General features: G+C 44.0%; 12 protein-coding genes and 4 tRNA genes. 6 read left to right on the top strand and 10 right to left on the bottom strand.

The window, feature by feature from the left end:
- Positions 1–1,014: 1,014 nt before the first annotated feature.
- Complete coding sequence (locus tag QTA56_RS06125) at positions 1,015–1,770, bottom strand: glutathione S-transferase family protein (RefSeq protein ID WP_267980078.1); 756 nt, start codon at positions 1,768–1,770, stop codon at positions 1,015–1,017.
- Positions 1,771–1,783: 13 nt separating this feature from the next.
- Positions 1,784–2,935, bottom strand: coding sequence for an oxygenase MpaB family protein (locus tag QTA56_RS06120; protein ID WP_267980077.1), 1,152 nt, complete (start codon positions 2,933–2,935; stop codon positions 1,784–1,786).
- Positions 2,936–3,061: 126 nt separating this feature from the next.
- Between QTA56_RS06120 and QTA56_RS06115 the strand changes: the two genes are divergently transcribed.
- The 3 genes from QTA56_RS06115 to QTA56_RS06105 all read left to right on the top strand — a co-directional run bounded on the left by QTA56_RS06115 (position 3,062) and on the right by QTA56_RS06105 (position 5,291).
- A complete protein-coding gene (locus QTA56_RS06115; RefSeq protein ID WP_267980076.1) occupies positions 3,062–3,670 on the top strand; it encodes a PadR family transcriptional regulator in 609 nt (202 codons plus the stop codon).
- A gap of 92 nt (positions 3,671–3,762) precedes the next feature.
- Positions 3,763–4,743, top strand: coding sequence for a putative solute-binding protein (locus tag QTA56_RS06110; RefSeq protein WP_267980075.1), 981 nt, complete (start codon positions 3,763–3,765; stop codon positions 4,741–4,743).
- Between the two features lie 86 nt (positions 4,744–4,829).
- A complete protein-coding gene (locus QTA56_RS06105) occupies positions 4,830–5,291 on the top strand; it encodes a Cif family virulence factor (protein ID WP_267980074.1) in 462 nt (153 codons plus the stop codon).
- 297 nt (positions 5,292–5,588) lie between these two features.
- Here QTA56_RS06105 and QTA56_RS06100 read toward each other — a convergent pair whose 3' ends face one another.
- On the bottom strand, positions 5,589–6,764 hold the full coding sequence (locus QTA56_RS06100; RefSeq protein WP_267980073.1) for a zinc-binding dehydrogenase: 1,176 nt from the start codon (positions 6,762–6,764) through the stop codon (positions 5,589–5,591).
- A gap of 369 nt (positions 6,765–7,133) precedes the next feature.
- Between QTA56_RS06100 and QTA56_RS06095 the strand changes: the two genes are divergently transcribed.
- The 3 genes from QTA56_RS06095 to ntrR all read left to right on the top strand — a co-directional run bounded on the left by QTA56_RS06095 (position 7,134) and on the right by ntrR (position 10,628).
- The gene (locus QTA56_RS06095) at positions 7,134–8,012 is read left to right on the top strand and encodes a phosphoribosyltransferase family protein (RefSeq protein ID WP_267980072.1); all 879 of its coding nucleotides are present in this window, start codon (positions 7,134–7,136) and stop codon (positions 8,010–8,012) included.
- 24 nt (positions 8,013–8,036) lie between these two features.
- On the top strand, positions 8,037–9,527 hold the full coding sequence (locus tag QTA56_RS06090) for a nicotinate phosphoribosyltransferase (protein WP_267980071.1): 1,491 nt from the start codon (positions 8,037–8,039) through the stop codon (positions 9,525–9,527).
- A gap of 351 nt (positions 9,528–9,878) precedes the next feature.
- A complete protein-coding gene (gene ntrR, locus QTA56_RS06085) occupies positions 9,879–10,628 on the top strand; it encodes an ADPR responsive transcriptional repressor NtrR (protein WP_267980070.1) in 750 nt (249 codons plus the stop codon).
- A gap of 85 nt (positions 10,629–10,713) precedes the next feature.
- Here ntrR and QTA56_RS06080 read toward each other — a convergent pair whose 3' ends face one another.
- The 7 genes from QTA56_RS06080 to nadA all read right to left on the bottom strand — a co-directional run bounded on the left by QTA56_RS06080 (position 10,714) and on the right by nadA (position 14,819).
- Positions 10,714–12,318 (bottom strand): GMC family oxidoreductase, encoded by a 1,605-nt coding sequence (locus tag QTA56_RS06080; protein ID WP_267980069.1) that lies wholly within the window; start codon positions 12,316–12,318, stop codon positions 10,714–10,716.
- 164 nt (positions 12,319–12,482) lie between these two features.
- Positions 12,483–13,106: a nuclease-related domain-containing protein gene (locus QTA56_RS06075; protein WP_267980068.1), complete on the bottom strand. Its 624-nt coding sequence runs from the start codon at positions 13,104–13,106 to the stop codon at positions 12,483–12,485.
- A gap of 100 nt (positions 13,107–13,206) precedes the next feature.
- Positions 13,207–13,283, bottom strand: a tRNA-Pro gene (locus QTA56_RS06070).
- Between the two features lie 4 nt (positions 13,284–13,287).
- Positions 13,288–13,363: transfer RNA gene (locus QTA56_RS06065), tRNA-His, on the bottom strand.
- A 38-nt stretch (positions 13,364–13,401) separates the two neighbouring features.
- Positions 13,402–13,478: transfer RNA gene (locus tag QTA56_RS06060), tRNA-Arg, on the bottom strand.
- A 69-nt stretch (positions 13,479–13,547) separates the two neighbouring features.
- A tRNA-Pro gene (locus QTA56_RS06055) sits at positions 13,548–13,624 on the bottom strand.
- 130 nt (positions 13,625–13,754) lie between these two features.
- The gene (gene nadA, locus QTA56_RS06050) at positions 13,755–14,819 is read right to left on the bottom strand and encodes a quinolinate synthase NadA (protein WP_267980067.1); all 1,065 of its coding nucleotides are present in this window, start codon (positions 14,817–14,819) and stop codon (positions 13,755–13,757) included.
- Positions 14,820–14,885: the final 66 nt, after the last annotated feature.

The following is a 14,885-nucleotide window of genomic DNA, read 5'->3' as shown; positions in this document are numbered from 1 at the left end:
GCTCTGAAAGACTGCCCTATCGCATCTCAGTTTTATTGTTGATCAGTTTTTCTAGTCGCAATGAACCAAGGCCTGAAAGCTCAAAAGCGATCAAGCTGTGTAAAAGACTAATCTGGAGGTATAAGAATAAAATACATAGCCAACTCCTAAAATTCGGAATTCTGCCAATGCACTCATGAAGAATTATGGTGGCAGAACGAAAGAGGGTTAGCAGACTGGTTTCAACTCCAGCACACCCGAAGGTGTCCCACTCCCGTCCTACCGCTACGGGAGGGGCCGAGGAGTTTATACACAAAACTATTCCTCAGAAGAAATAGTTCTGATGTAGTTGAAAAAACGGTCTGCTAAAACCGACTGACCATGTGGGTCAGCATATAAAGGATAATCTGTGAGGTGGCGGGTGTCAATGTAAGGCTAATGGCAAGCCATTAAATTTATTAACTTTAACCTGAATTCAATATAAAATTTTCGATGAAATATGATACTCGGAAACGCCATCCGCAATTGTTTGAGACAGGACTTCATTAATAAAGTGCTGTTTCTGCGATTTATTAAATGAGTTAGCGGTAGTCAACGAGTTTTGCGGATGACAATGGTTTTGCCTACTTTTGCCGAAACAAAAGTAGGTCGTCGAAGACATATCCTGAAATTGGATGAGAACTCGGCAAGACTCCGAAAAATATTTTTTCAATAAATTAAAAAATATTTAAGTCAAACTCAAATTAACTTTAAAATATGGTGGCAAAACGAAAGAGGGTTGACGGACTGGACATCTAGAACCAGCACGCGCGGACGCGCCCCTCTTCCGTTCTACCATTACGAGAAACAAAATTATTATCAAAATATAGGTAAGCAGTCACAAAATAATCTGTGATTTTGCAAGTGTCAATGTAGGTAATAGCAAGTCATTAAAGTTACTATTATTTCTTAATATATGAATCAAATATCAACTTAATTCTAAGTTGTTGAGACATTATTCTACTTTTGAGTTTTAAAAAGATATGGATTCAATAATCACCCACACACACGATAATCCCGATAAAGCCTGAGCACCCATTGCCCTGCCAATGTGTTACGTGATTCCGCGCGAAGCTGCTGAGTCAGTGGCGGCATTCTGGTATCAGTCCACGGGCTATTCTCTGGGCCGAACAATGGGGCGAGCATACTTGCCGCAGTCAGGTCTGCCAAAGTAAAACGATCCCCGACCAGATAATGATTAACATTGCCCTGCAACCAATCTTCCATTTGCAGCAGCGTGTTCTGAATTTTTTCCCAAGAGTCTGCCACACGTGGTTCATAGACCTGAAAGGTACGGCGAATCATTTGTCTGAGCAGTGGTTTGCTACTATCTGCCAGCATACGTTGCCAGCGTGAATATCCAGAAAAATTAAAGAAAATATCGCTGACTTCATCACGCTCAACCGCCAGACTCCAGCAATAGCGGCGAACATGATCGCCCAATTCATCAAAGAAATCTTCCAGTTGCATCACCCGTTTTCTTGCCAGTTCATCTACAGGTAAAAGTGATCGTTTAGGATAAGTATTTTCAAGATACAGGGCGATTTTGGTTGAATCCCCAATCCTGTGCTGCCCATCCACCAAAATAGGTAGGCAACGCTGACCAGCCAAACGCCATGCCGTTGGCGCATGCAAACCTGGCACCAAGTCACGGCAGGTATAGTCCAAGCCTTTGGCATCCAGATTCCAGCGGGTTTTCTCACAGTAAAGTGACAGGGGAAATTGATACAGTACACGCTGATCTAAAGTCATTGTTATACTCCTTTTACGCATGGCCATGTGGCTGATAATCTGCCGCCACACCCGCCAAACCACGTTGTACCAAGTTATGTAGATAACGTTTGCCAAACTTCTCAGCAGAACGTCCCACTTGAGGAATAAGCAATGTCCAACTATAGATTCGTAGCCCAAATGCCAAAGGTGCAATCCAGCGCATTGCCATTTGATGCTGGGCAACCCCCATCCCATCTGCCCTTTCATTTCCCAAAAGATAACGGGACAGGACTTCATGTACAGTTTTTGGAATCATGTGTGCATCAGGCAAGTTTTTTAAACCCTCAAACAAGGCTTGCGCCAACTGGCGTGAGCTATCATTCGGGTCAAAGCATAGAGGCATAATACGCTGGTCAATCGCCTGCTGCTCTGCCACCGTATTGCCCAGCAAGCCCAGTGGAACACCCAACAGGCGTGTGACATATCGCCAGATCAGGTAATAGCCCTCATGTTCTTCTGGACGAATTTTTGCACCCAGTGCCTGTAAACTCTCTAGCACCATCGTGCCAAAAAATAACGGGCCTGCGGCGGTATGTAATTGGTTGATCGGCAGACCTGTTGCCATATCCCAACGCTCAGATGCCATTAAACGTAAACGCACCATCGCGTGCATCAAGCGGACACGCATACAGATTTCCCAAACCGCCCCATAAGGTCGTAGTGCTTCGGTATCCAGCACCCCAAAAAACAGGGTGGATGATTCAAACAGGCGGCGTACCACATTTTGTTCCAGACGTTGCGTACCTGACAAAATATGGGCTGAGGCAGCATTGGAAAAAGTGGTCATTAAACCACCATGAATCAGGGCAATGATCAACTGCGGAAAGTGTCGATAGGCCATTGCCCCACCCTTAGCCATCAACTCAAAATCCACCCAGTCGGGAATCATTTCCATATCGGCTAAAAAATCCTGACACGCCACATTGCCCTCACGGGCAAGTTGCTGAATGGCTGGCAATGGCTGGGCAAGCGGTTTTTTATGCGCTCTCAAAGTCTTAACCACATTCTCCGCCAGCTCATCTCCCAGATTTAACCACGGCGCAAGTGGCATCGCCCATAACCATGACTTGCGCGATATTGCTGGCAATGGACTGGTGGGTGCATCAGGTGAAAATGTAGCAGGTACATCAGCAAGCATATTCATGGTTCAACCTGTCAAATCGGGCAAATAATATTCAGCCTAGCAAAGATTTTTTAAATACTCAACTTGTTGAATATTAAATTTGATTATTGGATGCTAAGATAAATTATTTATTGAGGAGTCAATATCATGTCACTTCGCCATGTCTTACTGGTGTATTTAGGTACGGGGGCTGCCAGTGGCTACGATATTATCAAGGGTTTTCAACATACTTACGGCTATTTATGGAATGCCAGCTTTCAGCAAATCTACCGTGATCTGGGTAAGTTGCACAGTGATGGACTCATTGACTGCGACATTGTTGAAAATGCGCCCCGCCCACCCAGAAAAGTCTATCGGCTCAATCCAGAGGGTTATGCCGCTATGCAAAAATGGCTGGCAACCCCCATCAAGCCACCGCATCTCAACAGCGAGTTTTTAGTCAAACTGTCTTCGGTTCACCTGCTGGACGCAGATCAGTTTATGCAGGAATTTCAGCAATACCGACAGGCTTACCAGCAAAGTCTGGATGATTTATTTCGTATGCAGGCGGTCTTCCAGTCACTTCCACCAAACGTACTGGAAAAGTTTGAGGGCATTTACCTGACCCTGACACATGGGATCAGTCAGATTCAATGCTGGCTGGAATGGGCAAAACAGGTGGAGGTGTTTTTACAGAAGCAGAAATGGCGAGAAACCACCGCAGAGGATCTTCAGCTATTTACTGAGGCATTGCAGTTGAATCAGCCAGAAACATAACTCATCAAATTTAATATTCATCATGTTGAGTATTTAAAAAATCTTTGCTAACCTGAACGCATTCCATATCCCAACCAAAAGGAATGATTGGTATGAAACTTGGGTTTAGCCTGCTTGTGTTGGGCGTACTGCTTTCTCAGCAAACACAGGCGCAAACGTTCTGTGTTTTTGATATGGTCGGCGCACAAGGCCCTGTCATTTCGGGTATGCGTGAATATGCCACGCAATCAAGGGCATGGGGCGCACAGCTTGAACTGCGCTCCTATACTTCTGAACGGGTCGCTGCCGAAGACTTTAAGGCAGGTCAATGTGATGCGGTTTTGCTGACAGGGATGCGTGCACGCCAGTTTAACCATTTTACAGGCAGCATTGACTCAATTGGCGGCTTGCCAAACTACACCCAACTCAAGCTACTCATGGCAGCCTTGCTGCGTCCCGATGCCAGCAAGATGATGAGCAGTGGACAATATGAGGTGGCTGGGTTAATGCCTTTGGGCGCAGCCTACATTTTTCTGCGTGATCGCAATATCAATACCGTTACCAAAATGGCGGGACGCAAAATTGCCGTGCTGGACTACGACAAGGCGCAACTGGTAATGGCGGAACGCATTGGCGCACAGGCCGTGATGAGTGATGTCTCCAATTTTGCAGGAAAATTCAATAATGGTCAGGTGGATGCCACCGCTGCCCCTGCGGTTGCCTATATGCCGCTTGAGCTTTACAAGGGTGTGGGCAGTCAGGGTGCAGTGCTAAAACTGCCTGTGGCACAACTGACCTTTCAAATGTTGATTCGCCCAGATAAATTCCCAGCAGGATTCGGGCAACGTTCCCGTGAATATTTTTATGGTCAGTATGATACCGCCATGAAAACCATATCGGCAGCCGAAGATGACATCCTGTTTTTCTTTCCACCTGCCGATGGAACCGCACCACAATATCGGGAAATGATGCGTCAGGCACGAATCAGCATGACCAAACAGGGAATTTATCATCCAAAAATGATGAACCTGATGAAAAAAATCCGCTGCCGTGCCGAACCCACCCAAGCGGAATGTAGTGACAATCTTGAATAGCGCACACTAATCACAGATTGCCAAGATCAAGCCGCTTTTAGGCACGTACTTTTAATTTACACCCTATAACAATATCTGGAGTCATCATGAAAATCGCTTTCGCTCCATTGCTGATCATCAGTTTGCTTAGTCCACAACTTCATGCCAGTGACATTGATAAAGACACGGCAACCCGTTTTATTAACAACTTTTATCAAGCCATACAAAAACACGACCTCAAGGCAGTTGGTAATATGATTGACAATAAAGCCACGATTAAGGTGTTATGGACACAGGCTGATCCACCACAAAGCTTTACCATCAGCAAAGCCGATTATTTGCAGCAACTCAAGGCAACCTGGCATTTTGCCACCAATGAAAGTTATGAAATCAAGAACATCAAGGTTAGTCTGGTTGATAATGTCACGACAGTCAGTTTGCAAGAGACAGAAAATCGGACGCTTTTTGGTAAGAAAGCGGGACAGCAGAATGAGCTACAAATTGCGCTGGGCGGTGATACAAAATCGCCGCGTATTATCAGTATCCAGAACAAAACCAAGCTTTGGTAGATGTTCTGTTGTAGCCCCTATTTAATTAATCTGAGTTCGATATAAAGTTCTTGATGAAATATGATACTCGGAAACGTCATCCGCAATTGTTCGAGGCAGGACTTTATTAATAAAGTGTTGTTTCTGCGATTCAGTAAACTAGCTGACAGTAGTTAACGAGTTTTGCGGATGACAATGGTTTTGCCTACTTTTGCCAAAACAAAAGTAGGTCGTCGAAGACATATCCTGAAACTGGATGAGAACTCGGCAAGACTCCTATAATATAATTATTTTTCAATAATTTAAGTTGGAATCAGATTAAGCTTTAATCAACTGAATATCAGAACCCGTACGTTTCGGATCAATCAGGATTTTGGCATGTTGCTCTGGATCCCGTAATGCAGCAAAGGCATTATTGACCCCATCCAGTCCGACAATACCTGTAAGCAATGGTGAACAGTTTACCTTACCCTCAGCAATCATATGCAGGGTGTCACGGAACTCCAGTGGTGTATAGCCCAGTACATACTGGATTTCCAATTCCTTATTGATGGCCAATGCAGGTTCGATCTTATCGCTTTGCATACAAACGCCAACACCAACAATACGCGAGAACAGTGGCGCACCCTCAAGAATCTGCTGCATGATCCCTGCCACGCCTACACACTCAAAGATTACTGGACGTTTAGGCAATAGACCGAGTTTGTCACCGACCCGCATTGCGTTGACCCAAGGCAATGAGAACGTCTGGACCTTGTCAAAAATGCCCATTCCCATATTAATCGCTTCAGAGACATTCCCCAGCAACCCAAGCTCTTTCCAGCTGCTAAATGGAGATTGCTGTTTAGGGTCAATCAAGATATCTGCACCACATTGTTCAGCCAAGCGACGACGATTCGGTGAAAAATCACTGGCAACCACTGTTTTAACCCCCGCCGCCTTGAGCATCAAAATCACACCCAAACCGACTGGACCACAGCCCACCACAATCGCAGGTTCACTTTTCTTGATTCGGCTACGGCGTACCGCATGCAAGGCAACAGCCATAGGTTCAGTCAGCGCCGCACTATCCGCATCGAGTCCATTTGGAACTTCAAACATCAGGCTCGATTGAACCAGAACCTGCTCTGCATAACCACCTGATGCACTTGGTGAAAGTCCAGTGGGTACATAACCCTGTAGATCAACATTTAACAATGGCATCGCACAAACCAAAGTATCCGCTTTCAGTTTACGGCGTGTTTTTGGACCATAATCTAGGACCTTACCACAAAACTCATGACCGAAAACCAATTTATCTGAGGATTTCGCCACGCCATTAAATCCTACCCTTTCTGCCAAATCATGCATGTGGTCACAGTGGTGTTGCATGTGCAAATCCGAACCACAGATTCCACAACGTACCACCTCAAGCAACACCTGACCTTTGGCTGGAATCAGTTTTGGACTGTCTTCAATTTGAAGCTGGGCATTCTGGCAAACAAGAGATTTCATAGGATGTTTTCCTTTTTTGTTTTATTCCATTTGTTAGCGTTTCAGTTTTTTAAGTGACTGGAATCATCGCATCAACAAAGCTTGCCACAATACTGACAAACCATATTGTCAAAATCTATGACCCAAATATAAATATCTTAAATGAATAAAGTCAGCATACCAGAAGATTTAGAGCTGTTTATAAAATAAAGGCTGAAGAATTAAAAGTTTTAAAAAATAAATTCCAATTATATTCAAATAGATAGATAACTTACCTCCCCAGCAATCCAATATTTTTTAAAAAACACAAAATGAGCTGTTGCAATTTATAGTGTCATTATGCCAATATATATTTAATGGCTATAAGCCACTATATAAGGAAAGCAAAAAATGGCGATTCAACTCAAGACAAGCAACGTGAATGTTCCCATCGAATTTTTACAGTTTTCAGGTGGTGAACGTCATATTCAACTGAATCCGAGCCTGCTCAATCCATCTGAAAATTCAGTGCAGATCAAGGCTTTACTCAGCAACAGCACCGATGTAATGGACTACCTGTTACTGGAAAATGTGCTACTGCAACAGGGCATCCAGCTTGCAGTTGAAATCCCCTATTTTCCTTATGCACGTCAGGATCGTATCTGTGCACAGGGTCAGGCCTTTTCACTTGACCTGATGACTAAACTGCTGAATAGCAATACAGAACAATATGTAGGTCAGCGCCAGGAAATTATGGTGTGGGATTGCCATAGTCAGGCAACGCTTGAGTTACTGCGAGCAAATACCACTTTTCAAAATGTGGTCAATATTGAACCGATTCAGATCATTCAGCAGAGTGAAGCATTAATGCAAATTTTGCTGGCTGAACATACCGTACTGGTCTGCCCCGATGTAGGTGCAACACAACGTACTCAGGCGATTGCCAATGGCATTAATGCACAACGCCAACAGGCAATCAACATTATTCACTGTGAAAAAGTAAGAGATGCAAGCACAGGAAAAATCAGGGCAACACAAGTCCACAGTGCAGACTTAACAGGCAAAACCGCAGTGATTACAGATGACATTTGTGACGGTGGTGCAACCTTTATTGGCATTGCCCAGCAATTACGTCATCTCAATTGCCAGAACATCATCCTGTATGTCACACACGGCATTTTTAGCAAAGGACTTAATGTTTTCGATGGCTTGGTTGACCAGATTTTTACCAGCAATAGCCGCCCGCAACAACCTCATGCAAAACTCAAGATTATTGATTTTCAAAACTAATTTACATAAATAGGAGTATAAAAAATGAGTCTTAAAATCAACCCACTAAATGCCATCGACTTTTATAAGGCAGATCACCGTCGCCAGTACCCCGTTGGTACGGAGTACGTTTATGCCAACTTCACACCTCGCTCCTCACGTTTGGCAAAAATGCTGCCTGATTTTGATGACAAAGTGGTGTTCTTTGGCCTACAGGGATTTATCAAACACTTTTTAATTGAAACATGGAATGAGGGCTTTTTTAACCAGCCGAAAGACAAGGTGGTCGCAGCCTATAAACGCCGTATGGACAGTTCATTGGGTGAGGGTGCTGTACCTGTGGAACACATCGAAGCGTTACATGACTTAGGCTATTTACCTTTAAGAATTAAAGCTTTGCAAGAAGGAAGCCGCGTCAATATCAAAGTACCTGTATTGACCATTATCAATACTGATCCAGATTTCTTTTGGTTGACCAACTATATTGAAACCGTACTCAGTGCTGAACTGTGGAAGAGTTGCACTACAGCCACCATTGCTTATGAATATAAACGCCTGCTAAATCAATATGCACAAAAAACAGGTGCGCCTTTGGATTTTGTCCCTGTGCAGGGGCATGATTTTAGTAGCCGTGGGATGAGTGGTATTTATGATGCAGCTCAATCCAGTGTTGGGCACTTGACCAGTTTTATTGGCACAGATTCAGTGGCTTCGATTGATTATGCTGAAGAATATTATAATGCGACAGGTGTGATTGGTGTTTCAGTGCCTGCAACTGAACACAGCGTGATGTGTATGGGCAGTGAGGAAAGCGAGTTGGAAACCTTTAGACGTTTGATCTGCGAGCTTTATCCTGCTGGTGTGGTCAGCATTGTGTCGGATACATGGGATTTCTGGCGTGTGATTACCGAATTTAGCGTTGAACTCAAAGCTGAAATCCTCAATCGACAACCCAATGCTTTAGGTCTTGCCAAAGTGGTGTTCCGTCCAGATTCGGGTGATCCTGTCAAAATCATCTGTGGTGATCCTGATGCTGAAATCGGTAGCCCAGCCTATAAAGGTGCGGTGGAATGTTTATGGGAAATCTTTGGCGGTACAGTCACCGATAAAGGCTATAAGGTGCTGAATGAGCGTGTGGGTTTGATCTATGGTGACTCGATTACCCTTGAACGAGCACAAAATATTCTAAAAGGATTGGAAGCGAAAGGCTTTGCATCTAATAATTTAGTGTTTGGGATTGGCAGTTATACCTATAACTATCTGACTCGGGATACTTTTGGCTTTGCAGTCAAGGCAACTTGGGGACAGGTCAATGGGGTTGGTCGGGAGCTGTTTAAAGACCCGATTACTGATTCAGGCACCAAGAAATCTGCCAAAGGTTTGTTACGGGTAGAACAGACTGCCAATGGTTTTGAGCTGTTTGATCAACAAAGTCTTGAACAGGAAAATATGGGCGCATTAACACCTGTATTTGAAAATGGGAAATTGTTGAGAGAGTGTACATTGGATGAAGTGAGGGGGAGGCTTACCCTATAAATATTCAATTGAAAACTTTTCACCATTCTACCCTGCCTCATAAACCATGTATGATCGCATGACATTTATATAAGCATTCTCTTACTTTTCATAGGTAAGGAGTATACTCCGCAAGGTAAGTAAAAATCCTTTGTAGGACTGGCGGTACATCCTGAGCAATTTCAAAGCAACGCTTTGAAAGCAGCGCAAGGCAGTCCTACAGGGTGGCATCCATGCCGCCAACCACGATAGCAAATAAAGAGAAAAAGCCTAAAATTTTTCAAATTAACATCAATGCCTTATAAGCAAATGCTTCCAACAATACAAAATCATTTATAATTGTTATTGATCAATTTATGAGAAATCAAAACTGTGACCTACACCTCTGAACAAGAATACCTTGCCCACTATCAAAAACGTGACTATGACAGTCCTTTGTTTACCGTGGATATGGCAATTTTTTCGATTTCAAAAGGTCAGTTACAGGTTTTGCTGATTCAGCGTTCCAACTTTCCTGAGAAAAGCAAATGGGCTTTACCTGGCGGTTTTGTTGATTTAAACAACGATCAGGATTTAATGACAACCGCCCACCGTAAACTACTGGAAAAAACAGGGATTCACACCCCTTATCTGGAACAGGTGGAAACAATCGGCAATCGCCAACGTGACCCGCGCGGCTGGTCAATTACCTCTCTCTATTTTGCATTGATTGATTTTCAAAAATTCCAGATCGAGGAAACCGCACAAATTGAACACAGTACATGGTTTCCCATCCATGAAGCACTACAACTTGAACTGGCCTTTGACCACCAAAAATTATTAAATATGGCAGTTGATCGCCTCAGCAGTAAAACACGCTACACCGCCCTACCTGCCAGCTTAATGCCTGAACGGTTTACCCTGACTGAACTACAGACTATTTATGAAATTATTCTTGGGCATAGTCTGGAAAAAAAGGCTTTTCGCCGTCGGATGCAAGAAGCAGGTGTGGTTGAGGAAACAGGGCAGCATAAAATTGTTGGCAAACGCCCAGCCCAACTATTTCGTTATGCACTGGATGATTTTAACTTTACCTTTCCAAGAATGCTGGAAACACCAAGAAACTCTAATGAGGATGAGTAAGTAACATGGGCAGATAATCATCTGCCCATGTTATTAGTGAGATTCAATATAAGAAATATTTCCCACCTAAAGAATAAAATTTATCTTATCGCCAAGTCTGGCGAATCATATCGACAGCTTTTTCGGCAATCATAATCGTTGGCGCATTGGTGTTGCCATTGACTACAGTTGGCATGACTGAAGCATCAATCACGCGAAGTCCCTCCACCCCATAGACTTTCAGTTCTGGGTCAACCACCGCCATGTCATCCACACCCATCTTGCAGCTTCCCACTGGATGGTAAACGGTATCGACACGCTGGCATAACACCTTGCGAATATCCTCATCCGTTTTTACATTTGCGGTGAACATATCTTCCTTGATTTTTTCGTTTAAAGCGGGCGCCTGCATCAACTTCTGGGTGATCTTGAAGCCATCCACCATATCCTGCAAATCCTGTTCATCTTCCAGAAATTTAAAGTCAATCAACAGTGGATCATTGGCATTTTTACCACTTAGCTTGACTGAACCACGGGCACGCGGATTGAGCAGGCACACGTGACAGGAAATCCCATGTCCCGTATGCATGGTTCTGGCATGGTTATCCACCACTGCAATCACAAAATGCAACTGTAAATTCGGTTTATCCAGTTCAGGACGGGTTTTTAGGAAACCACCACATTCGGCATAATTGGTGGTGATCAGGCCACGGCGTTCCTTGCGGTAACGTCCAATCTGCTTAAACAGGTCAAAACTGCCCCCGACCGACACCCCAAACGTTCCATCAGTGAGCTTGGTTTTATAGGCAAAAATAAAGTCGGGGTGGTCGTGCAGGTTTTCCCCCACGCCAGGCAGGTCCTTAACGACAGGAATACCATGTTTTTCCAGTTCCTGACTCGGGCCAATACCAGACAGCATCAAGATTTGCGGTGACTGGAACGCGCCGGCCGAAAGCAGCACTTCCTTATTCGCCCTTACCGTATGGCTTTGACTCTTATGCTTATATTCCACCCCGACCGCACGACCATTTTCAATCACAATATGTGACACCATCGCATGGGTAATAACATGCAGGTTCGGGCGTTTGCCAATGTGCGGCAATAAGTAGCCACGTGCAGCACTCCAGCGCTCGCCATTTTTCTGGGTGACCTGATAAACCCCCAACCCTTCCTGCTCAGCCCCATTAAAATCGTCATTGAGTGGATAGCCCACCTGTTTAGCCGCTTCAATAAAGGTTTTTTGGTAAGGATTGTCTGAATGTAGTTCACTGACATTGAGTGGGCCATGCTGTCCGTGATATTCATTCTTGATTCTTTCATTGTGTTCAGACTTGATGAAATAAGGCAAAACTTCATCATACGACCAGCCCTTATTACCCAGTGCCGCCCAGTGGTCATAGTCATCACGATGGCCACGAATATACACCATCGCATTAATCGCTGAACTTCCACCCAGCCCCTTGCCGCGTGGTTGATAGCCTTTACGCTGGTTCAGGCCCTTTTGTGGAATGGTTTCCAAAGCCCAGTTGTTCAGCTTGGTTGGGATACTGATTACGGCGGCGGCGGGCGTATTCACCAGCCAGTTGTTGCCATCTCCGCCAGCTTCCAGCAGGCACACGGAAACATTCGGGTTTTCTGTCAATCTTCCTGCCAGCACACAACCTGCTGACCCCCCACCAATAATCACAAAATCATAAGCTGTTTGCGTCATTTCTATCCCTGTTATTTTCTTTATAAAATTTGAGCCATTATGCCTAAAATTTGGCTAAAAAACAGTATTCACTGTCTAACCATATCCCTTATTTTATAAAAATAAAAATTTAATTTTAAACAGTATCTTAAAGAATAAACCTTATAAAAAGTTGCTTTAGGAATTTAAGACTGATTCAGATGCTTTTGTTTTAAATGTTCAACATGTTGACGATCTGTTCTCCATGATGGTTCCAGAACTTCTTTCTCAATACGATAACGAATACGTTTCTGCTTCATTGGACTAATCGCTTCATCACGAAAACCTTTTACATAATCAAGCCAAACCTTACCTCGTAAAACATTCTCTGGCATTTCTGTCTTAAATTCACATCTTGGCGTAAATACTATCACTGAGTGTAAATATTGCGGTTCAAGTACGTCTGCTAAAATCGCTTCCAACACTTTGCTATGTTTATAATTTTGGTGTAATGGATTTTGAAATTTATAGCTTTTTTTATAAATTTTCTGCGTCCATTGCTTTTGTCTGGCATTTCCAAAAATCCAACCCGTATAGTTTTTAGTTTCAATAATAAACACGCCATACGGACTAATAAGAATATGATCAACTTGTGTTGTACCCTGCTCACCATCAGGAAGAGTACAATTATTCAATAAAACATATTCTTCACCTAATTTTTCGGCATGACCAATGACCATCATTTCACCCATTTTCCCCTTAAATTTAGGTGAAGTAAGATAAGCGAGTGCAACAATAACAATGATAAAAAAGATGATATAGAAAAACATATTGCCCCATTCAATTTATAATTTTGAAAGTTTTAAATAATAAAATTCAGACGTAAAAAAACCGCTTCATTAGCGGTATTTTATCTCATCTCTAGGATGATGGTCGGAGCAGTAGGATTCGAACCTACGACCCCCTGGTCCCAAACCAGGTGCACTACCAGGCTGTGCTATGCTCCGAATGTGGGGTGAATGACGGGATTCGAACCCGCGACAACTGGAATCACAATCCAGGGCTCTACCAACTGAGCTACATCCACCATAACATATTTTTGATTCTATATACCAAACTGCCAAATGGCGCGCCTGACAGGATTCGAACCTGTGACCATCCGCTTAGAAGGCGGATGCTCTATCCAACTGAGCTACAGGCGCATAACGATGATAATATTATCAAGCGATACTTCGCCGATCTTAAAATAATGTTTTTCAACATCTTTTAAATGGTCGGAGCAGTAGGATTCGAACCTACGACCCCCTGGTCCCAAACCAGGTGCACTACCAGGCTGTGCTATGCTCCGATTTCTCAGCTTTTATTGTATCGCACATCGTGCGGTACGGTGTGCATTCTAGGCTTGACGTTGCATCACGTCAACACCTAGTTTTAAAAAAAATGATTTTTCCTTATCAAATGTATATTTAACAAGCATTTTAACGCTTTAGCGAAGCGCTAAAGTTCAACATTCGATCTAAAGGTAATTTGGCACGTTCAGCTAGGGCTGGATCAACGTGTATTTCCTGATCACCATGCTGTAACACATGCAAAATCCCATCCAGTTCGTTCATTGCCATCCACGGACAATGCGCACATGAACGACAGGTTGCACCCTCGCCTGCGGTCGGTGCTTCAAATAATTCCTTATCAGGTGCGGCCTGCTGCATTTTATAGAAAATGCCACGGTCGGTTGCCACGATCATTTGTTTATGCGGTAAAGTTTGCGCCGCTTTAATCAATTGCGAGGTGCTCCCCACCGCATCAGCAATTTCCACCACCGATTCAGGTGATTCAGGATGTACCAAAACCGCCGCATCGGGATAAAGTGCTTTCATTTGCGCGATACCACGGGCACGAAATTCTTCATGCACGATACAGGCACCATCCCAAAGCAGCATATCAGCGCCTGTTTTCTTCTGGATATAACGACCTAAATGCTGGTCAGGTGCCCAGATAATCTTTTCACCCAAGCTATCCAGATGTTCAATAATCTCCACCGCACAGCTTGAAGTCACTACCCAATCGGCACGCGCTTTCACTGCCGCTGAAGTGTTGGCATACACCACCACGGTATGGTCAGGATGCTGGTCACAGAATGCGGTGAACTCATCCACAGGACAACCCAAATCCAGTGAACAGGTTGCTTCCAAAGTTGGCATCAACACTGTTTTCTCTGGTGAGAGAATCTTGGAGGTTTCGCCCATAAATTTCACCCCTGCCACCACCAGTGTTGTAGCAGGATGGTCTCGGCCAAAACGTGCCATTTCCAGTGAGTCGGAAACACAGCCACCTGTCAGTTCTGCAAGCTCCTGCACTTCAGGATCACAGTAATAGTGCGCCACCAGCACAGCATTTCGTTTTTTCAGTTCCGCTGCAATCTGGGCAAACTTTTCTTGTTTCACTTCTGGGCTAAGACTGTTGTCTTTTGGCTCACCCAAACGATCTAAATGCGCCTGCACAATATTTTTGGCTTCGTTCGCAATTAAATTCGTATCATTCATAAAACGTCTTCTCTATCCTGCGCGCCTGCATCACTGCAAACTTATAACGTGGGTCTATGCTGATCT

Origin of the sequence: Acinetobacter thutiue, from assembly GCF_030385805.1 — a bacterium.
Taxonomy (GTDB): Bacteria; Pseudomonadota; Gammaproteobacteria; order Pseudomonadales; family Moraxellaceae; genus Acinetobacter; species Acinetobacter corruptisaponis.
The sequence above is the reverse complement of the archived record's forward strand: the minus strand, read 5'-3'. Positions and strand labels throughout refer to the sequence as shown.

Coding starts and splice junctions, on each gene's coding strand:
- QTA56_RS06090 (WP_267980071.1), top strand. CDS start 8,037: ATGAGTCTTAAAATCAACCCACTAAATGCCATCGACTTTTATAAGGCA.
- QTA56_RS06080 (WP_267980069.1), bottom strand. CDS start 12,318: ATGACGCAAACAGCTTATGATTTTGTGATTATTGGTGGGGGGTCAGCA.
- QTA56_RS06115 (WP_267980076.1), top strand. CDS start 3,062: ATGTCACTTCGCCATGTCTTACTGGTGTATTTAGGTACGGGGGCTGCC.
- QTA56_RS06125 (WP_267980078.1), bottom strand. CDS start 1,770: ATGACTTTAGATCAGCGTGTACTGTATCAATTTCCCCTGTCACTTTAC.
- QTA56_RS06100 (WP_267980073.1), bottom strand. CDS start 6,764: ATGAAATCTCTTGTTTGCCAGAATGCCCAGCTTCAAATTGAAGACAGT.
- QTA56_RS06120 (WP_267980077.1), bottom strand. CDS start 2,935: ATGAATATGCTTGCTGATGTACCTGCTACATTTTCACCTGATGCACCC.
- QTA56_RS06105 (WP_267980074.1), top strand. CDS start 4,830: ATGAAAATCGCTTTCGCTCCATTGCTGATCATCAGTTTGCTTAGTCCA.
- QTA56_RS06095 (WP_267980072.1), top strand. CDS start 7,134: ATGGCGATTCAACTCAAGACAAGCAACGTGAATGTTCCCATCGAATTT.
- QTA56_RS06110 (WP_267980075.1), top strand. CDS start 3,763: ATGAAACTTGGGTTTAGCCTGCTTGTGTTGGGCGTACTGCTTTCTCAG.
- nadA (WP_267980067.1), bottom strand. CDS start 14,819: ATGAATGATACGAATTTAATTGCGAACGAAGCCAAAAATATTGTGCAG.
- QTA56_RS06075 (WP_267980068.1), bottom strand. CDS start 13,106: ATGTTTTTCTATATCATCTTTTTTATCATTGTTATTGTTGCACTCGCT.